At 74.9% G+C, this 18,913-nt stretch carries 12 protein-coding genes and 1 riboswitch; of the genes, 9 read left to right on the forward strand and 3 right to left on the reverse strand.

All coding sequences use genetic code 11. The features are described 5' to 3' along the window. Window positions 1-112 precede the first annotated feature (112 nt). Both AC067J_RS11620 and AC067J_RS11625 read left to right on the forward strand, forming a co-directional pair. On the forward strand, window positions 113-919 hold the full coding sequence (locus tag AC067J_RS11620) for an SAM-dependent methyltransferase (RefSeq protein ID WP_478297989.1): 807 nt from the start codon (window positions 113-115) through the stop codon (window positions 917-919). Continuing rightward, window positions 916-3,036 (forward strand): putative bifunctional diguanylate cyclase/phosphodiesterase, encoded by a 2,121-nt coding sequence (locus tag AC067J_RS11625; protein ID WP_478297991.1) that lies wholly within the window; start codon window positions 916-918, stop codon window positions 3,034-3,036. The genes AC067J_RS11620 and AC067J_RS11625 overlap by 4 nt, the downstream gene beginning before the upstream one ends. Window positions 3,037-3,060: 24 nt before the next feature. Here AC067J_RS11625 and AC067J_RS11630 read toward each other — a convergent pair whose 3' ends face one another. Beyond that, complete coding sequence (locus tag AC067J_RS11630; protein WP_478297993.1) at window positions 3,061-3,705, reverse strand: GTP cyclohydrolase II; 645 nt, start codon at window positions 3,703-3,705, stop codon at window positions 3,061-3,063. Between the two features lie 896 nt (window positions 3,706-4,601). On the opposite strand from AC067J_RS11630, the gene gdhA reads away from it, so the two are divergent. From gdhA to AC067J_RS11650, 4 genes are all read left to right on the forward strand, one after another. Beyond that, window positions 4,602-5,981 (forward strand): NADP-specific glutamate dehydrogenase, encoded by a 1,380-nt coding sequence (gene gdhA / locus AC067J_RS11635; protein ID WP_478297994.1) that lies wholly within the window; start codon window positions 4,602-4,604, stop codon window positions 5,979-5,981. A gap of 267 nt (window positions 5,982-6,248) precedes the next feature. Then, window positions 6,249-7,121 (forward strand): AraC family transcriptional regulator, encoded by an 873-nt coding sequence (locus AC067J_RS11640; protein ID WP_478297995.1) that lies wholly within the window; start codon window positions 6,249-6,251, stop codon window positions 7,119-7,121. Between the two features lie 254 nt (window positions 7,122-7,375). Beyond that, a complete protein-coding gene (locus AC067J_RS11645) occupies window positions 7,376-8,284 on the forward strand; it encodes an NADP-dependent oxidoreductase (protein ID WP_478297997.1) in 909 nt (302 codons plus the stop codon). Between the two features lie 219 nt (window positions 8,285-8,503). Beyond that, the gene (locus AC067J_RS11650; protein ID WP_478297998.1) at window positions 8,504-9,268 is read left to right on the forward strand and encodes a VOC family protein; all 765 of its coding nucleotides are present in this window, start codon (window positions 8,504-8,506) and stop codon (window positions 9,266-9,268) included. Window positions 9,269-9,326: 58 nt separating this feature from the next. Here AC067J_RS11650 and lnt read toward each other — a convergent pair whose 3' ends face one another. Together lnt and cobN are read right to left on the reverse strand one after the other, a co-directional pair. After that, window positions 9,327-10,982: an apolipoprotein N-acyltransferase gene (lnt, locus tag AC067J_RS11655; protein WP_478298000.1), complete on the reverse strand. Its 1,656-nt coding sequence runs from the start codon at window positions 10,980-10,982 to the stop codon at window positions 9,327-9,329. A gap of 206 nt (window positions 10,983-11,188) precedes the next feature. Continuing rightward, the gene (gene cobN / locus AC067J_RS11660) at window positions 11,189-14,830 is read right to left on the reverse strand and encodes a cobaltochelatase subunit CobN (protein WP_478298002.1); all 3,642 of its coding nucleotides are present in this window, start codon (window positions 14,828-14,830) and stop codon (window positions 11,189-11,191) included. 307 nt (window positions 14,831-15,137) lie between these two features. Continuing rightward, window positions 15,138-15,223, reverse strand: a riboswitch (cobalamin riboswitch). Between the two features lie 177 nt (window positions 15,224-15,400). On the opposite strand from cobN, the gene AC067J_RS11665 reads away from it, so the two are divergent. Genes AC067J_RS11665 through AC067J_RS11675 form a run of 3 tightly spaced genes read left to right on the forward strand, consistent with a single transcriptional unit; the run spans window position 15,401 to window position 18,881 of the window. Continuing rightward, entirely contained in the window at window positions 15,401-16,651 is a 1,251-nt protein-coding gene (locus AC067J_RS11665) for a cobalamin biosynthesis protein CobG (protein ID WP_478298004.1), read from the forward strand. Next, a complete protein-coding gene (locus AC067J_RS11670) occupies window positions 16,648-17,274 on the forward strand; it encodes a precorrin-8X methylmutase (protein ID WP_478298006.1) in 627 nt (208 codons plus the stop codon). The genes AC067J_RS11665 and AC067J_RS11670 overlap by 4 nt, the downstream gene beginning before the upstream one ends. Next, window positions 17,271-18,881, forward strand: a complete 1,611-nt coding sequence (locus AC067J_RS11675; RefSeq protein WP_478298007.1) for a precorrin-2 C(20)-methyltransferase — start codon at window positions 17,271-17,273, stop codon at window positions 18,879-18,881. Before AC067J_RS11670 ends, AC067J_RS11675 begins: the two co-directional genes overlap by 4 nt. The last annotated feature ends 32 nt before the right edge of the window (window positions 18,882-18,913 follow it).

Raw genomic sequence — 18,913 nt, forward strand, 5'->3', positions numbered from 1 at the left:
TTGCACGCATTCGGCGTGCGGAGGAGGATCTTTTGTGCTTGTAGTCTCATCAGTCACAGCCGCCCCTTGAGGCGGCCGATCCACCGGAAGACGAAGCGAAGGAGTTCCGAGGATGCGGCGACCGAACTGGGTACCGGAGGGCACGGACCTGGACAAACCGAACGCCGCGCGGGTCTACGACTACTACCTCGGAGGATCCCACAACTTCGAGGTGGACCGGGAGATGGCCCGCAAGGCGATCGCCCTCTGGCCGGAGCTGCCGCAGATCATGCGGTCCAACCGCGCCTTCCTGCGCCGCGCCGTGCAGTTCACCGCCGAACGCGGCATCTCCCGCTTCCTGGACATCGGCTCCGGCATCCCCACCTTCGGCGCCGTCCACGAGATCGCCCGCGCGATCCGCCCCGAGGCCCAGGTCGTGTACGTGGACCGCGACCCGGTCGCCGTCGCGCACAGCCGGCTCCTGCTGGAGGGCGACGAGGGCTGCTCGGCCGTCCAGGCCGACGTCCGGGACATCGACGACCTGATGTCCCGTCCCGAGGTCACCGGGCTGCTGGCGGCCGGCGAACCGGTGGCCGTGCTGCTGGTCGCGGTCATGCACTTCGTCGAGGACCAGGACGACCCGTGGAAGCTGATCGAGGTGATCCGCGACGCCCTCCCGCCGGGCAGCGCCCTCGTCCTCTCCCACGCCTCCCTGGAGGGCCGCCCCGACCAGGCCGAGGACCACCAGCGGCTGTACAAGATGACGCCCACTCCGCTCACCATGCGCACCCACGAGCAGATCACCGCCATGTTCGCCGGCTTCGACCTCGTCGAGCCGGGCGTCGTCTACCTGCCGCAGTGGCGCCCCGAGCAGCCGGAGGCCGTCGGGAACAACCCCGAGCGGATGACCGGGGTGGCGGGAGTGGGGTTCCGCCCGTGATCGGAGCACCGGAACCGAGCAGCAGCGCCGAACGGTTCCACGCGGACTGGGCGCGGCTGCTCTCCGGTGACCACGGCACGGCGGTCCACCCCGGCCTGGTCGGCCGGCTCGTCTCCCGGACCGCCGGGCTGCTCCACCGTGCCCAGCTGGAGCACCCGTTCGAGCCGCAGCTGGCCGCCGAGGCCGGGGCACACCTGGTCGAGGCGCACTACACCGACCCGGTGGTGCTCGCCAGGGCGGTGGAACTGCTCCAGCAGCAGCCGGCCCCCGACGGCCGCGGACCCGCCCTCAGCGGCGCCTTCGCGGCAGGCTGGGCGGCCGCCCTGCGCGAACGCACGCTGCGCGAGCAGGAGGCCATCCGCACGGCCGCCGACGTGGCCCGCAAAGAGGCCGAACGGGCGCTGCGGGCCTCCGAGGCGCGGTTCCGGGCGCTGTTCGAGAGCGCCGCGATCGGCATCGGCATCGGCGACACCGACGGCAACATCCTGGCCGTCAACAAGGCGCTCCAGGAGCTGTTCGGCGCCGGCCCGGAGGACATGACCGGCCGCCGGGTCGGCGACCTCGTCCACCCCGAGGACGCCCCCGGCGTCTGGGAGGCCTACGAGGACCTGATCAGCGGCAAGCGCGAGTACTTCCAGTTCGACAAGCCGTACTACCGGCAGGACGGCGAGGTGGTCTGGACCCACCTGACCGTCTCGCTGATCCGCGACGACGACGGCGTCCCGCAGTACCAGGTGGCGATGCTGGAGGACGTCACCGACCGCTACCGGCTCCAGGAACGGCTGCGCCACCAGGCCACCCACGACCCGCTGACCGGCCTGCCCAACCGCGCCGCCTTCTTCGAACGGCTGGAGAAGCTCTTCGAGGACCCGGACCCGGGCGCCCGGTTCGGCCTCTGCTACGTGGACCTCGACGGCTTCAAGGTGGTCAACGACAGCCTCGGCCACGACACCGGGGACCAGCTGCTCGCCGCCGTCGCGGCCCGGCTGAAGGCCGCCCTCAGCCCGCTCGGCCACCTGGTCGCCCGGCTCGGCGGGGACGAGTTCGTCGTCCTGCTGGAGAACAGCCGGGGCGAGCAGGAGGCGGTCGCCGCCGCCAAGACCGTGCTCAAGGCGCTCGCCGGGCCGGTGCTGATCGGCGACCACAAGCTGGCCGTCGGCGCCAGCGTCGGCGTGCTGGAGCGGCGCGTCTCCACCACCACCCCCGGTGCCGCCGTCCGTGCCGCGGACCTGACGCTCTACCGCGCCAAGGAGGCCGGCCGGGGCCGCTGGACGCTCTTCGACCCCAAGGAGAACGCCCGCGCCGTCTCCCGGTACGCGGTCTCGGTGCGGATGCCCGCCGCCCTCGACCGGGGCGAGTTCTTCATCGACTACCAGCCGCTGTACGCGCTGGCCGACGGCCGGCTGTCCGCCGTCGAGGCGCTGGTCCGCTGGCGCCACCCCCAGCTCGGCGTGCTCGGCCCGGACGAGTTCGTGACCACCGCCGAGGAGACCGGGCTGATCATGCCGCTCGGGCGCTGGGTGCTGGAGCAGGCCTGCGGCCAGGCCGCCGAGTGGATCAAGCGGTTCGGCGACGCCGCCCCCCAGCTCAACGTCAACCTGGCGGTCCGCCAGGCCCGCAGCGCGGCCCTGGTCACCGACCTCGGCCGGATCCTCGACACCACCGGGCTGGACCCGGCCCGGCTCCAGCTGGAGATCACCGAGTCCACCGTGGTCGGCCCGGAGGACGAGGCGCTGCGCACCCTGCACGGGCTGGTCGGTCTCGGCGTCTCGCTCGCCGTGGACGACTTCGGCACCGGCTGGTCCAACCTCGCCTACCTGCGCGACCTGCCCGTCTCCGGGCTGAAGATCGCCGGCTCCTTCGTCGGGGACCTGCACGACCCGGCCAAGGACGAGTCGACGGGCTGGCGGATCGTCAGCGGCCTGGTCTCGATGGCGCACGCCCTCGGGCTGACCGTCACCGCCGAGGGCGTGGAGACGCGGCGGGACGCCGAGCGGCTGCGCCGGATCGGCTGCGACTGGGCGCAGGGCTGGCACTTCGGCCGCCCGGTCCGCCCCGCCGAGATCGCCCGCCGCATCGTCGAGGAGCCGCAGGGCCGCCCGGTCCCGCCCGCCTGACCGGCGGCAGTCGCCGCGCGGCCCTCAGCCGACCAGGCGGGGCAGCTCGATCGAGTGTCCCGTCCGCTCCACCTTGGCCCGCAGGTAGCGGACGTTGGAGGCGGAGAGGTGGACGCCCGTGGGCACCCGGTCGTGGACCGTGACGCCCAGGCCGGCCAGCTGGGCCGCCTTGTCGGGGTTGTTGCTCAGCAGTTCGACGCCGGTGACGCCCAGCGCGCCGAGCATCTGTGCGGCGGCGGTGTAGTCGCGCCCGTCCTCCGGCAGTCCGAGCGCCGTGTTGGCGTCGTAGGTGTCCAGTCCGGAGTCCTGCAGGGCGTACGCGTCGAGCTTGTTGTACAGGCCGATGCCCCGGCCCTCCTGGCGCAGGTAGAGCAGGTACCCGCCGGCCGCGCTGATCAGCTCGACCGACTCGCGCAGCTGCGGGCCGCAGTCGCAGCGGTCCGAGCCGAACACGTCCCCGGTCAGGCACTCCGAGTGCAGCCGGACCAGGGGCGTGCCGCCCTCCGGCACCTCGCCGAGCGCCAGCGCGAGGTGCTCCGCCCCGTCCGCCAGCCCGTGGAAGGTGAACACCTCCGCGTCGGCCCGGTACCCGTCCGGGAAGGTGAGCGGGATCCGGACGCGGGACCGCACGGTGGCGGCACCGGTCTGCGGCGGGACGTGCTGCGGCATGGAAGGGCCTCCGGTGACTGAAGTGGCGATCGGGTGCCGACCGTACTAGGTAGTTCCAATTTGAACAACTGGATTCCGAGTGCCCCGCGCACTCCGGCGCGTGACGACGCAGCCTCGCAACACCGCCCGCACCCCGCCTGTTCCCGCCGCGGTTCGCCCGTTCGCGCCGCGGTTCGCCGTGAGCGCGGGCGGGCCCGCCGCAATCGCGGTCGGGCCCGCCGCAATCGGCCCGGGACGTGCTCCGAAGGCCCGCGCGGCGCCCGGAGGATTCGAGGGGCCGCCGCCGTCCCGCGCGCCGGAGGATTCCCGGAATCCGTCACCGCCGGGGCGGACTTCCCGTAAGAACGAAGGGCGGGCGGGTGAATCCGAACGTGCAAGTCCGTATCGACGCCCGCGCCCGAGAACGGAATACCGGCGGCTCCCGTGCATTCGCCCGGCCCGCGCTCCGGTGCGTCGGCCCGGATTCCCGGCCCCGCGCCGAAAGGAATTCGACGGACCCGGGGAATTCGCGGACTGCCGTGCCGCCGGGCGGAATCGCCTGACCGGCCGGATGGCGGACGTTCCGTCGGTGCCCCCGGCGATCGCGGAGAGAGCAGTTCGGGGGCAATGGTTCGGCACTCCCGGACACGGCGGAGAAGGAGCGACGTGGGCGAACGGTCCGTGTCCGGTGCCCGGCCGCCGGGAGCGTCCCGCCTTTGCGCCCAGAATGCGGAAGGCGGCGGACAAAGCGGGCCGACAGTGGGAGACTGACCCCGCGCGAGCGGTCCGAGCTGCCGCACTGGTGCGTGACGCACCGTGACGCCCTCAATGGCGAGGGGGACCGCCGGTGTTCCCCGGGACGGGGGACACCCTGCCCGTCGACCACGGTCGACCAGACCACGGAAGGTCCTCACAAGATGCCGGCCACCCCGTTCTCCTCGGCGTCGCACGACGCCGGGAACCCCGCCATCGAGTCGCTCTTCACCGAGGTGCTGCGCCGCAATCCCGGCGAACCCGAGTTCCACCAGGCCGTGCACGAGGTCGTGGAGACGCTCGGTCCCGTCCTGCTGAATCGGCCGGAGCTGGTGGACGCCCGGATCCTGGAGCGGATCGTGGAGCCGGAGCGGCAGGTGATGTTCCGGGTGCCGTGGACGGACGACCAGGGGCGGATCCACGTCAACCGCGGGTTCCGGGTGGAGTTCAACAGCGCGCTCGGCCCGTACAAGGGCGGGCTGCGGTTCCACCCCTCCGTCAACCTGGGGATCGTCAAGTTCCTCGGGTTCGAGCAGATCTTCAAGAACGCGCTCACCGGCCTCGGGATAGGCGGCGGCAAGGGCGGGTCGGACTTCGACCCCAAGGGGCGGTCGGACGCGGAGATCATGCGCTTCTGCCAGTCCTTCATGACCGAGCTCCACCGCCACCTGGGCGAGCACACCGACGTCCCCGCCGGGGACATCGGCGTCGGCGGCCGGGAGATCGGCTACCTCTTCGGCCAGTACAAGCGGATCACCAACCGCTACGAGTCCGGCGTGCTGACCGGCAAGGGCATCGGCTGGGGCGGCTCGCAGGCGCGGACCGAGGCGACCGGCTACGGGTGCGTGCTGTTCACCGCCGAGATGCTGCGCGCCCGGGGCGAGGAGCTGGACGGCCTGCGGGTCGCCGTCTCCGGGTCTGGGAACGTCGCCGTGTACGCCGTCGAGAAGGCCCAGCAGCTCGGGGCCACGGTGGTCACGGTCTCCGACTCCGCCGGCTACGTGGTGGACGAGAAGGGCATCGACCTCGCGCTGCTGAAGGAGGTCAAGGAGGTCCGCCGCGGCCGGCTCACCGAGTACGCGGAGCTGCGCGGCAGCCACGTCCGCTACGTGGAGGGCACCGGCGTGTGGAGCGTGCCGGTCGACGTGGCGCTGCCGTGCGCGACGCAGAACGAGCTCACCGAGGAGGACGCGCTGGCGCTGGTCCGCAACGGGGTGCGGGCGGTCGCCGAGGGCGCCAACATGCCGACCACGCCGGAGGCCGTCCGGGTCTTCCAGGAGGCCGGGGTGGCGTTCGGCCCGGGCAAGGCCGCCAACGCGGGCGGGGTCGCCACCAGTGCGCTGGAGATGCAGCAGAACGCCTCGCGCGACTCGTGGTCCTTCGCGCGGACGGAGGAGCAGCTGGCCGGGATCATGCGGCACATCCACGACTCCTGCCACACCACCGCGGAGAAGTACGGCCACCCCGGCGACTACGTGCTGGGCGCCAACATCGCCGGCTTCGAGTTGGTGGCGGACGCGATGCTGGCGCAGGGCCTGATCTGACGCGCCGCCGTGCGCGCGCCCGCGCCTCCCGCATCCCTCCCTCCGGCCGGCCGGCCGGCCGTCGCGGCCGGTCGGGGAGGTGGCGGGCGGGCGGCGAGGTGGCGGGCGGGCGGGTGCGCGCCGGCCGTGCCCCGTACGCCGGTGCTTCCCGGGCTGCGGCGCGGGCCCCGGGACCACCCGACCCGACCCGACCGGGCACAGGATGTCGGGTTCGGCCGGTTGCCCGCTGCCTACGGTGAAGAGCAGTAGGGGAAGGACGGGGCAGTGATGCTGGAACGGCTGAACCAGGCCATGGAGTACATCGAGGACCACCTCGACGAGACGGTCGACGTGGCCGAGCTGGCGCGGATCGCGACGACGTCGGAGTACCACTTCCGGCGGTTGTTCTCGGCGCTGGCCGGGATGCCGCTGTCGGAGTACCTCCGACGCCGGCGGCTCACCCTCGCCGGGGCCGAAGTGCTCTCCGGCGAGCGGACGTTGCTCGATGTCGCGGTCCGGTACGGCTACACCTCCGGCGAGGCATTCGCCCGGGCGTTCCGTGCGATGCACGGGGTCGGCCCGGGCGAGGCGCGGCGCGGCGGCGCGGCGCTCACCTCGCAGCCCCGGATGTCCTTCCGGCTCGTCGTCGAAGGGAGCAGCAGCATGGAGTACCGAATCGTGGAGAAGCCGGCGTTCCGGGTCATCGGAAGGCGGGCCCGCGTCCCGCTGGTCCACGAGGGGGTCAACCCGGCCATCGCCTCGTTCATCCGGGGGATCGGCCAGGAGGGCATCGACCGGATCGCGGCCCTCTCGGACCAGGACCCGGACGGCATCGTCTCGGTCACCGAGTTCTTCTCGGAGAGCCGGGAGGAGGGTGTCGAACTCGACTACTACCACGCGGTGGTGGCCGCTGCGGACGCCGTCGTGCCGGACGGCCTGGACGTGCGCGAGGTACCGGCCGGCACCTGGGCGGTCTTCGCCAACAACGGGACGTTCCCGCAGGCGCTGCAGGAGATGTGGCGGGACGTCTACACCCAGTGGTTCCCGTCCAACCCGTACGAGTCCCGGCCCGGCCCGGAGATCCTCCGGACCCGCTTCCTCGCGGACGCCGGCCAGGCCCAGGCGGAGGTCTGGATCCCGGTGGCCCGCGCGGGGCGCTGACGGGGTGGCGACTGGCAGCTGACAGCTGACAGATGTCAGCGAACGGATGACGGATGACGGCTGACAGATTTTGAAACCTGTCAGCCGTCATCCGTCGTTCGTCCGGACCCGCCCACCCACCCACCCGGTGACGCCCACCCGGGGTCTCCGCCCGTTCGGCCCAGCAACTCCCGCCCGCCCGCCGTCCCCGCCCGCATGCTGGGCGGGGGAGCACCACGGGGAGCGGGGGCCACCGAGCGAGGAGTGGATCGAGGATGGCCAAGGCGTTCGGGTTCGTCGACTACGGCGGGCCGGAGAAGCAGGAGTTCCTGGACCGGCCCGTGCTGGAGCCGGGACCGGGGCAACTCGCGATCGCGGTGCGGGCGGCCGGGGTGAACCCTGTGGACTGGAAGATCCGCCGCGGTCTGCTCGGGAAGGACCGCGAGCTGCCGGCCGTCATGGGCCAGGAAGCGGCGGGCGTGGTGGAGCGGGTCGGGCCGGGGGCGACCGGATTCACGCCGGGCGACGAGGTGTTCGGGCTCGTCGCCGCGGGCGCGTTCGCGGAACAGACGCTGCTGCTCGCCCGGATGAGCGCGCTCAAGCCGGCGAAGGTCGGCTTCGACCAGGCGGCCACCCTGCCGGTGGCCGCGGCGACCGCCGACGACGGCATCCGGGACGTCGGCGTGGGAGCGGGGCAGACGCTGCTGATCCTCGGCGTGTCCGGCGGCGTGGGCAGCGCGGCCGCGCAGATCGCGCGCAGCCGGGGCATCCGCGTCATCGGCACGGCGAGCGACGCCAACCGCGGTTTCGTGGAGTCGTTGGGTGCGGTCCAGGTCCGGTACGGCGGCGGGGTCGCCGATCGGATCCGGGCGGTGGCGCCGGACGGCGTCGACGGCATCCTCGACCTGGTCGGCGGGGACGACGCGAGGGCGGCGGTCACCACGCTGGCGGACCGTTCCCGGCTGGTCGCCACCTCCGACCCGGCCACCGCGGCCGAGCTCGGCGGCCGGTACATCACCCGCTCCAGCACGCCGGAGACGCTCGCGGCGCTGGCCGGGCTGGTCGCCTCCGGTGAGCTGGACCCGCGGATCAGCGCCCGCTACCCGCTGGCGCACACCGCGGAGGCGCTCGCCCTGGTCGAGTCGGGCCACGCCCGCGGCAAGTTGGTCCTCGAAGTCGCCTGAGCGGCGGCGGACCCCGATCAGCGATTCCCGGTCCCGGCGGTCCCGGCAGTCTCAGTGATCCCAGTGATCCCCGTGTTCGCCCGGATCATTCCGACCGCCCGGACCATTCCGACCGCCCGGACCATCCCGACCGCCCGGACCATCCCGACCGCCCGGACCATCCCGACCGCCCGGACCGTCCGGATCGTCCGGCCTACCCGACACTCCCGAGGAACACGAATGAAGATCGACAAGGTGACGGTCGGCGGACCGTGCTGGGTGGAGCAGGGCAGCGCCGACCCGGCCGCCGCCCAGCGGTTCTACGGCGAACTGTTCGGCTGGCAGCCCGAGGCGGACGAGCGCCCCGAGGCCGGCGGCTACACCTTCATGCGGCTGGACGGCGCGATCGCCGCGTCCGTCTCCCCGCTGTACGGCGAGGGGCAGCCCACCGCCTGGACCGTCTCCTTCCTGGTGGCCGACGCCGACGCCTCCGTCGCCCGGATCACCGCGGCGGGCGGCAGCATCGTCGTGCAGCCGATGGAGGCGCTCGACTTCGGCCGGTTCGCGATCGCCGCCGACCCGTCCGGCGCGGTGTTCGGGCTCTGGCAGCCGGGGCGGCTGGTCGGGGCCGAGGTGCTGAACGCCCCCGGCGCGCTCGGCTGGGTGGAGCTGCTCACCCGGGATCCGGACGGCGCCGGGGCGTTCTACCCGGCCGTGTTCGGCTGGACGGTCAACCCGTCCGAGCAGTACACCCAGTGGGGCCTGGCCGGCGCCGACTTCGGCGGCATGCTGGCGATGGGCGAGAACTTCCCGCCGCAGGTGCCGCCGCACTGGCTGCCGTACTTCGCGGTCGCCGACGTGGACGTGTCGGCCTTCCGGGCCGGCAACCTCGGCGCCGACGTGCTGATGGCCCCGACGACGGTGCCGAACGGCCCGCGGATCGCCGTCCTGCGCGACCCGCAGGGCGCGGCGTTCGGCATCTACCTGGCGGGCTCCGAGGGCTGACCGCCCGCTGCGGCCGGTGGGCGGTCAGCCCTCCGTACGGGTCAGCCCCCCGTACGGGTCAGCCCTCCGTACGGGGCGGCCGGCCCGTACGGGGCGGCCGGCCCGTACGGCGGCCGCGCCAGGCGGCGGCCGCCGCTCCCGCCGTCACCAGCAGCGCGGCCGCCGGCACCACGTCCCCGACCCGGTCGTACCAGGTGAGCGCGGACGGCGCGGTCAGCGGCAGCCGGACGACCAGCACGCCCGTCCCGTCCGTGCCCAGCCGGGCCAGCTCGCGCCCCTGCGCGTCGAAGGCGGCGGACACGCCGGTGAGCGAGGCCTGGACGGTCGGCCGGCCGGTCTCGGCGGCCCGGATCGCGGCCAGCGACACGTGCTGCTCGGGCGCCCAGGTGCGTTGGAAGGTCGAGGTCGAGGACTGGTAGACCAGCACCCGCGCACCCTGCCGTGCGGCGGTCCGGGAGAGATCGGGGAACGCCGACTCGAAGCAGATCAGCGCCCCGACCGGGAGGGCGTCGCCGTCGCGGTCGACGGCGGGCAGGAGGTGGAAGCCGCTGCCGGGCGCCCGGTTCTCACCGGCCGCGCGGCTGACTCCGGCCACCCATCCGAGCACCGGCCGCAGCGGGATGTACTCGCCGAACGGCACCAGCCGGATCTTGCGGTACCGGTCGGCGATCCCGCTCGGTGAGATCAGCACCGCGTCCTTGGAGATCCGCCCGTCCGCCTTGCGCGCGTCCTCGCCGGCCAGCACCTGGGCGCCGGTCCGGGCGGACAGTTCGCGCAGCCGGTCGAGTGTCACCCGGTCGCGGTCGAGGTCGGCGGTGGTGCTGGACTCGCCCCAGACGACCAGGTCGACCGGCCGCCCGTCCGGCGTCCGCCCGTCGAGCGTCCGGGTGGCCCGCAGGCTCGCCTCGAAGCGGGCCTGCGGCTCGTCGACGATCCCGGGCTGGACCAGCGCGACGGTGACCGTCCCGTCCGCCCCGCCGGCCGAGCCCGGTCCCCGCGAGCCGCCCGCCGCGGCCGGTTCGGGTGCGGGCCGCAGCGCGAACAGCAGCGGCCCGGCGGCCAGCACGCCGGCCGCGGCGAGGGCGGCCACGGCCCGGGGGCGCCGCTCGGCGGCGGTCAGGGCGACCAGCGCCCCGGTGTTGACCGCCACCACGGCCGCGCTGACCAGCCAGATCCCGCCGGCCGAGGCCAGCGCGAGGACGGCCGGGTGCTGCCACTGGGTGGCGCCGAGCAGCGCCCACGGTCCGCCGAGGGCGGGCCAGGACCGCGCGTACTCGGTGGTCAGCCAGACCGCGGGGACGACCACCAGCGCGAGCAGCGCCCGACGTACGGTCAGCGGCGGGTGCAGCAGCAGCCACACCGCCGTGCCCACCCCGGCCTGGAGGACGCCGAACACCACGGCGAGCACCGGGAGTCCGGGCCCGATGGACGGCAGCAGCCAGTACATGCCGGTGAGGATGAACCCGGCGCCGAACCACCACCCGCGAACGGCCGCTTCGCGCACGCCGGGCGCCCGCTGCATCAGCAGCAGGCCGGGGACGAGCGCGACCCAGGCCAGCGCCGCCAGCCCGGGCGCCGGGAAGGCGAACACCGGCACCGCCCCGGCGGCGAGCGCCGCCAGCCGGGGGCGGTAGCGGGCGGACCGGCCCGGGCCGCCGGGGGCGGCGACGGTCGTGGGACCGCCGGGGCCGGTGAGCAGGGAGCGTCGCGACATGCCCCGTATTGTCCGCTTGGCGGAGCCCGGTCACCAGTCCCGCGATCACTCGAACGGGCTAATCGTGCCGATGGAGGACCGAGCCGGCCCCGTGCGCCTGCGCGCCGCCCGCGAGGGATCGCGGACGGCGCGCCGGCACTCACCGGACACCGGGCGGGCCCGGGCGGCGGTGGAGCGGCCCGGGAGCGGAGCGGCCCGGGAGGGGGTCAGCCCTCGTCGCCGCCCTCCAGGTCGCCCTCGGTCTCCAGGAACGCCGCCTGCAGCTGCTCGATCAGCTCCGGGTCCGGCTTCTCCCAGAGCCCGCGGCTCGCCGCCTCCAGCAGGCGCTCGCTGATGCCGTGCAGCGCCCACGGGTTGGCACCGGCCAGGAACTCCCGGTTCACCGGGTCGAGCACGTACTCCTGGGTGAGCTTCTCGTACATCCAGTCCGCGACCACGCCGGTCGTGGCGTCGTACCCGAACAGGTAGTCGACGGTGGCCGCCATCTCGAAGGCGCCCTTGTAGCCGTGCCGGCGCATCGCCTCGATCCAGCGCGGGTTGACCACCCGGGCGCGGAAGACCCGGGCCGCCTCCTCGGTGAGGGTGCGGGTGCGGACCGTCTCCGGCCGGGTCGAGTCGCCGATGTAGGCGGTCGGCGCCTTGCCGGTGAGCGCCCGCACGGTGGCCACCATGCCGCCGTGGTACTGGAAGTAGTCGTCCGAGTCGGCGATGTCGTGCTCGCGGGTGTCGGTGTTCTTCGCGGCGACGGTGATCCGCTTGTACGCGGTCTCCATCTCCTCGCGGGCCGGCCGCCCGTCCAGCCCGCGCCCGTAGGCGTAGCCGCCCCAGACCGTGTACACCTCGGCGAGGTCGGCGTCGGTGCGCCAGTCGCGGCTGTCGATCAGCTGGAGCAGGCCCGCGCCGTACGTGCCGGGGCGGGAGCCGAAGACGCGGACGGTGGCCTTGCGCTCGTCGCCGTGGACGGCGAGGTCGGCCTGGACGTGCGCGCGGACGAAGTTGTCCGCGTCCGCCTCCTCCTGGGCGGCGGCCAGCCGGACGGCGTCGTCAAGCAGTGCGACGACGTGCGGGAAGGCGTCCCGGAAGAAGCCGGAGATGCGCAGCGTGACGTCGATGCGCGGACGGCCCAGCTCCTCCGGCGAGATCGCCTCCAGGCCGGTGACCCGGCGCGAGGCGTCGTCCCAGACCGGGCGGACGCCGAGCAGCGCGAAGGCCTCGGCGATGTCGTCGCCTGCGGTGCGCATCGCGCTGGTGCCCCAGAGCGAGAGCCCGACCGACGGCGGGTAGGCGCCGTCGTTGTCGGCCCGGTAGCGCTCGACCAGCGAGGCGGCGAGCGCCTGCCCGGTCTCCCAGGCGAGCTTGCTGGGCACGGCCTTCGGGTCGACGGAGTAGAAGTTGCGGCCGGTCGGCAGCACGTTGACCAGCCCGCGCAGCGGCGAGCCGGACGGGCCGGCCGGGACGAAGCCGCCGCGCAGCGCGTGCAGCACGGCGTCCAGCTCCCCGGTGGTGGCGGCCAGTCGCGGCACCACCTGGACGGCGGCGAAGTCCAGCACCTCGCGGACCGCCGCGCGGTTGCCCTCCGGCAGCCCGGCGGTGACCTTCCCGACCGCCTCCGGCGCCCAGTCCTCGGCCTCCATCGCCTCGACCAGCTCGCGGGCCCTGGCCTCGGCGGCGTCGGTGGCGCCGAGGGTCAGCGCGGCCTCGTCCAGGCCGAGCGCCTCGCGCAGGCCCGGCAGCGCGCTGACGCCGCCCCAGATCTGCCGGGCGCGCAGGATGGCGAGCACGATGTTGACCCGGTCGGTGCCGGCGGGGGCCTGGCCGAGGACGTGCAGGCCGTCGCGGATCTGGGCGTCCTTGATCTCGCAGAGCCAGCCGTCGACGTGCAGCAGGAAGTCGTCGAAGCCGTCGTCCTCGGGGCGCTCGTCCAGGCCGAGGTCGTGGTCGAGCTTGGCGGCCTGGATCAGCGTCCAGATCTGGGCGCGGATCGCGGGCAGCTTGGCCGGGTCCATCGCGGCGATGTTGGAGTGCTCGTCGAGGAGCTGCTCCAGGCGCGCGATGTCGCCGTAGGAGTCGGCGCGGGCCATCGGCGGGACGAGGTGGTCGACCAGGGTGGCGTGGGCGCGGCGCTTGGCCTGGGTGCCCTCGCCCGGGTCGTTGACCAGGAAGGGGTAGACCAGCGGCAGGTCGCCGAGGACGGCGTCGGGGCCGCACTCGGAGGAGAGCGCCGCCGTCTTGCCGGGCAGCCACTCCAGGTTGCCGTGCTTGCCGAGGTGGATCACCGCGTGGGCGCCGAAGCCGCCGTCCGCCTGCTCGGCGGCGATCCAGCGGTAGGCGGCCAGGTAGTGGTGGGACGGCGGGAGGTCCGGGTCGTGGTAGATCGCGACCGGGTTCTCGCCGAAGCCGCGCGGCGGCTGGATCAGGACGAGCAGGTTCCCGGAGCGGATCGCGGCGAGCACGATGTCGCCGTCCGGGTTCTGCGAGCGGTCGACGTACAGCTCGCCGGGGGCCGGGCCCCAGTGCTCCTCGACCCGGGTGCGCAGCGCCTCGGGCAGGGTGGCGTACCAGCGGCGGTAGTCGGCGGCCGGGATGCGGACGGGGTTGCGGGCCAGCTGGTCCTCGGTGAGCCAGTCCTGGTCGTAGCCGCCGGCGGCGATCAGCGCGTGGATGAGGGCGTCGCCCTCGTGCTGCTCCTCGCCCGCCCCGCCCGGGGCGGCGTCCAGGCCCGGCAGGTCGGTGCCGAGGTCCATGCCCTCGGCGCGCAGCGCGGTCAGCAGCCGCACCGCGCTGGCCGGGGTGTCCAGGCCGACGGCGTTGCCGACCCGGGCGTGCTTGGTCGGGTAGGCGGAGAGGACGAGCGCGAGCCGGCGCTCGGCGGCCGGGATGTGCCGCAGCCGGGCGTGCGAGACGGCGACGCCGGCGACCCGGGCGGCGCGCTCGGGGTCGGCGGCGTAGACGGTGAGGCCGTCCTCGTCCAGCTCCTTGAAGGAGAACGGGACGGTGATCAGGCGGCCGTCGAACTCGGGCACGGCGATCTGGGTGGCGGTGTCCAGCGGGGAGAGGCCGTCGTCGCTGGCCTCCCACTGGGCGCGCGACCAGGTCAGGCAGAGCGCCTGCAGGATCGGCCGGTCGAGGGCGGCGAGCGCGCCGGCGTCCCAGGCCTCCTCGTCGCCGCCGGCCTGGGCGTCGGCCGGCCGGGTGCCGCCGGCGGCCAGCACGGTGGTGACGAGGGCGTCGGCCTCGCCGAGGGCGGCCAGCAGGTCGGCCTCGGCGCCGCGCAGCGAGGCGCAGTAGTACGCCCGGGCCTGCGCGCCCTGGTCCTCGATCGCCCGGCAGAGGGTCTCGACGAAGGCGGTGTTCCCGCTCATGTGGTGGGCGCGGTAGTAGAGCACGGCCACGGTCGGGCCGCTGTCGGTGCGGGCGGTCCGCTCCAGCGGGCCCCAGGCGGGGGCGGAGGCGGGCGGCGCGAAGCCGTGGCCGGTGAGCAGCACGGTGTCGGAGAGGAAGGCGGCGAGTTCGGCGAGGTTGGCCGCGCCGCCGTGCGCCAGGTAGGCGTGGGCCTCGGCGGCGATGCCGGCCGGGACGGTGGACAGCTCCATCAGCTGGGCGTCGGGTGCCTGTTCGCCGGTCAGGACGATGACGGGGCGGGGGCCGGCGAGCAGCGCGTCCAGGCCCTCCTGCCAGGCTCGGCGGCCGCCGAGCAGGCGGACCACGACCAGGTCGGTGCCGTCCAGCAGGGCGGGCAGGTCCTCGGGGGTGAGCCGGGCCGGGTTGCCGAGCCGGTAGCGGACCGGCCCCTCGGCGGCGCGGGCACTGAGCAGGTCGGTGTCGGACGTCGACAGCAGCAGAATCATGCGAAGGCCCTCCCGGCCTCGGAAGCGCCCCGAGCCGAAGGGCGCGCCGGCGTTGAAAGTGACGGGTGACAAGCGACTGACGAAGGAAGGAGTGCCGGAGCGGTGGCCCGTCCTGCCCGGTGCCGGGCGAGGAGGGCGGGCGTCAACGGCGGATCCGGGCGCTCGGGGGATCCCTCCCGCCCGTGGGGGGCAAGGGGGGAGAGCGGTCGAGTCACGGTGGACAGGACCGCGGGAGCGGGCATGCGGCGGCGCATGGCTTTTCGAGCCTTCCTCGGGGTCCGCGCCCCGGGCCGGTGGAGGACGGCAGGAGTTCCTGGCTCCCGCGGCTCCCCGGCGGTCCGGTGAGTCGCGGTCACAGTGGCGGGACCGCACCGGGCTCGCACCGGTTTCCTCCCCTGCGCCGTCGCTGGCGTGCGGGCGGTCTGCGGGGACCGCCCGCCCAGCATCGTACGGGGTGCGGCTGACCTGGGGGAGTGCCCTTCGGCAGGGTGCTCTCCGGCAGGGGCCCGGTGCCGCGGTGTGACGTTCGGTACGGCGGCATCCGATCGGATCATCGGTATGCTCGCCGCCATGCCACCGACACCCGACGCCACCACGCCGGGCGCCGCCGCGCCCGACCGGGGGCGTGCGGACGCCTGTCCGGGGGCGCTTCGTCTGCACACCGCCGATGACGGCGCCCTCGCCCGGGTCCGCCTGCCGGGCGGGCTGCTGACGGTCCGTCAGGCACTGGCGCTCGCCGACGCCGCGGAGGCGCTCGGTGACGGCGCGCTGGAGACCACCTCGCGCGGCAACCTCCAACTGCGCGGCCTGGCTTCGGACTGCGGCCGCGAACTCGGCGAGCGGCTGCGGGCCGCCGGCCTGCTGCCCTCGGACACCCACGAGCGGGTCCGCAACATCGTCGCCTCGCCCGGCCCCGCCGCCGGCGGCGGCCCCGGCGCCGACGTCCGGGCCTGGGCCCGCGAGCTGGACGCCCGGCTCTGCGCGAGCCCGTGGGCGACCGGCCTCTCCGGAAAGTTCCTGTTCGCCCTGGACGACGGCCGCGGCGACGTCGCCGCGCTGGACGCCGATGTGACATTGATCGCAGGCGGCGACGGCACCGCCCTGCTGCGCCTCGGCCGGGCCGCCACCGCGCGCGCCGTCCCCGCCGCCGGCGCGGTCGACGCGGCGCTGGACGCCGCCCGCTCCTTCCTGGAGGCCCTGCGCGCCACCGGGACCGAGGCCTGGCACCTGCGCGAGGTCCCCGACCTGCTGCCGCCCGGGGACGCCCCGCTGCCCGACCTCCCCGGCGAGCCGGTGCCGCTCGGCGCGTTGCCCGGCGGACTCTCCGTCGGGCTCCGGTTCGGCCGGGCCACCGCCGAGCAGTGGCGCGTGCTGGCCGGCGCCGCCGAGGGGGAGCTGCGGCTGACCCCGTGGCGCGGCGCCGTCCTGCCGGACGCGCCGGCCGACCGGCTGCCCGCGCTGGCGGCGGCCGGGTACCGTACCGAGCCCGGGTCGCCCTGGGACCGGGCCACCGCCTGCACCGGGCTGCCGGGTTGCGCCAAGTCGCTCGCCGACGTGCGGACGGACGCGGCGCGGGCACTCGACGCCGCGGCGGCCGCCGTGCCCCCCGGCCCGGTGGCTCCGGCGGCGGTCCTGCCGGTGCACTGGTCCGGCTGCGAGCGGCGCTGCGGACATCCGGCCGGGAGGTGGGTGGACGTGCTCGCCACCGGCCGGGGCTACCGGGTGACGACGAACGGGCCGACGGCCGCCGGTGCGGCCGTCGGTGTGACGAACGAGGAGATGGCCGCGGCGGTCGCCGCGGCCAGGAGGACCACCAAGTGATCGAGTACGAGAAGGACGGCGCGTCCATCTACCGCCAGTCCTTTGCCACCATCCGGGCCGAGGCCGACCTCGCCGCGCTGCCCGCGGACGTCTCCCAGGTCGCGGTGCGGATGATCCACGCCTGCGGCATGGTCGACCTGGTCGAGGACCTGGTGTACTCGCCCGGCGTGGTCGCCTCCGCCCGCGCCGCCCTGCGCGCCGGTGCGCCGATCCTCTGCGACGTCAACATGGTCGCCAGCGGCGTCACCCGCAAGCGGCTGCCCGCCGACAACGAGGTGGTCTGCACCCTCACCGACCCGTCCGTCCCCGAGCTGGCGCGGGCGATGGGCAACACCCGCAGCGCCGCCGCGATGGAGCTGTGGCTGCCGCGCCTGGAGGGCGCCGTGGTCGCCGTCGGCAACGCGCCGACCTCGCTCTTCCGCCTGCTGGAGATGATCGAGGCCGGCGCCCCGCGCCCGGCCGCGGTGATCGGCGTCCCGGTCGGCTTCATCGGCGCCGCCGAGTCCAAGGAGGCCCTGGCCGCGCACCCCGCCGGTCTGGAGCACCTGGTGGTCCGCGGCCGCCGCGGCGGCAGCGCGATCGCGGCCGCCGCGATCAACGCGATTGCGAGCGAGGAAGAGTGACGAACCATCAGAGCGACCCGCAGGCCGACGCCGCGGCGACCGGCCGGCTGTACGGGGTCGGGCTCGGCCCCGGCGACCCGTCGCTGGTGACCGTCCGCGCCGCCGAACTCATCGGCAAGGCCGACGTGGTGGCCTACCACAGCGCGCGGCACGGCCGTTCGATCGCCCGGTCCATCGCCGAGCGGTACCTGACGGGCGGTCAGATCGAGGAGAAGCTGGTCTACCCGCTCACCGTGGAGACCACCGACCACCCCGGCGGCTACCGGGGCGCGTTGGACGACTTCTACGAGGAGGCCGCCGCCCGGCTGGCCGCCCACCTGGACGCCGGCCGCGACGTCGTGGTGCTGGCCGAGGGGGACCCGTTCTTCTACGGCTCCTACCAGCACATGCACAAGCGCCTCGCGGACCGCTACCCGACCGAGGTGGTGCCGGGCGTGACCTCGGTCAGCGCCGCCGCCGCCCGGCTCGGCATGCCGCTCACCGAGGCCGACGAGACGCTCACCGTCATCCCGGGCACGCTGCCCGAGGAGGAGCTGACCGCGCGGATCGCCGCGGCCGACTCCGCCGTCGTCATGAAGCTCGGCCGCACCTTCCCGGCCGTCCGCCGCGCCCTGGAGCGGGCCGGCCGGCTCGACGACGCCCAGTACGTCGAGCGCGCCTTCATGGAGGGCGAGCGGACGGCGCCGCTGGCCTCGGTCGACGCCGGGACGGTCCCGTACTTCTCGGTGGCCGTGCTCCCCAGCAAGGTCGCCCCGCTGGTCACCGCGCCGCCCGTCCCGGACGGCACCGGCAACGGTGCCGACACCGGTACCGGCAGCGGTACCGACGGCAGCACCGGCACCGGCGCCGGTATCGGTACCGGCAGCGTGACCGTGATCGGCACCGGCCCGGCCGGCCCGCTCTGGCTCACCCCGGAGGCCCGCGGCGCCCTGGCCGCCGCCACCGACCTGGTCGGCTACACCACCTACCTGGACCGGGTGCCGGTCCGGCCGGGCCAGGCGCGGCACGGCTCCGACAACAAGGTGGAGTCCGAGCGCGCCGAGTTCGCCCTCGACCTGGCCCGCCGCGGCCACCGGGTCGCGGTCGTCTCCTCCGGCGACCCGGGCGTCTTCGCGATGGCCACCGCCGTCCTGGAGGTCGCCTGCGAGGAGGCCTACCGGGAGGTGCCGGTCCGGATCGTCCCCGGCATGACCGCCGCGCACGCCGCCGCCTCCCGGGCCGGCGCCCCGCTCGGCCACGACTACGCGGTGGTCTCCCTCTCCGACCGCCTCAAGCCCTGGGACGTCGTCGCGCAGCGCCTGCGCGCCGCGGCCGCGGCCGACCTCGTGCTCGCCCTCTACAACCCGGGCTCGCAGTCCCGCACCACCCAGGTCGGCCGCGCGCGCGACCTGCTCCTGGAGTACCGGGCCCCCGAGACCCCGGTGGTGATGGCCCGCGACGTCGGCGGCCCGACCGAGCGCGTCCGCACGGTGCGCCTCGCCGACCTCGACCCGGCCGAGGTCGACATGCGGACCATCCTCCTCGTCGGTTCCTCGCAGACCCGGCACGTCACCCGGTCCCCCCACCCCGACGTCACCTGGACCCCGCGCCGCTACCCGGAGGCCTGAGCGCCGCCGCCACCGCCCCGGGCCCGGGGCGG

The sequence above is a fragment of the Kitasatospora sp. NPDC042419 genome (assembly GCF_056437345.1).

Excerpts from the sequence above, each read along its gene's own strand:
- AC067J_RS11620 (WP_478297989.1), top strand. The coding sequence starts at position 113 with ATGCGGCGACCGAACTGGGTACCGGAGGGCACGGACCTGGACAAACCG.
- AC067J_RS11630 (WP_478297993.1), bottom strand. The coding sequence starts at position 3,705 with ATGCCGCAGCACGTCCCGCCGCAGACCGGTGCCGCCACCGTGCGGTCC.
- gdhA (WP_478297994.1), top strand. The coding sequence starts at position 4,602 with ATGCCGGCCACCCCGTTCTCCTCGGCGTCGCACGACGCCGGGAACCCC.
- AC067J_RS11640 (WP_478297995.1), top strand. The coding sequence starts at position 6,249 with ATGCTGGAACGGCTGAACCAGGCCATGGAGTACATCGAGGACCACCTC.
- AC067J_RS11645 (WP_478297997.1), top strand. The coding sequence starts at position 7,376 with ATGGCCAAGGCGTTCGGGTTCGTCGACTACGGCGGGCCGGAGAAGCAG.
- AC067J_RS11650 (WP_478297998.1), top strand. The coding sequence starts at position 8,504 with ATGAAGATCGACAAGGTGACGGTCGGCGGACCGTGCTGGGTGGAGCAG.
- lnt (WP_478298000.1), bottom strand. The coding sequence starts at position 10,982 with ATGTCGCGACGCTCCCTGCTCACCGGCCCCGGCGGTCCCACGACCGTC.
- cobN (WP_478298002.1), bottom strand. The coding sequence starts at position 14,830 with ATGATTCTGCTGCTGTCGACGTCCGACACCGACCTGCTCAGTGCCCGC.
- AC067J_RS11665 (WP_478298004.1), top strand. The coding sequence starts at position 15,401 with ATGCCACCGACACCCGACGCCACCACGCCGGGCGCCGCCGCGCCCGAC.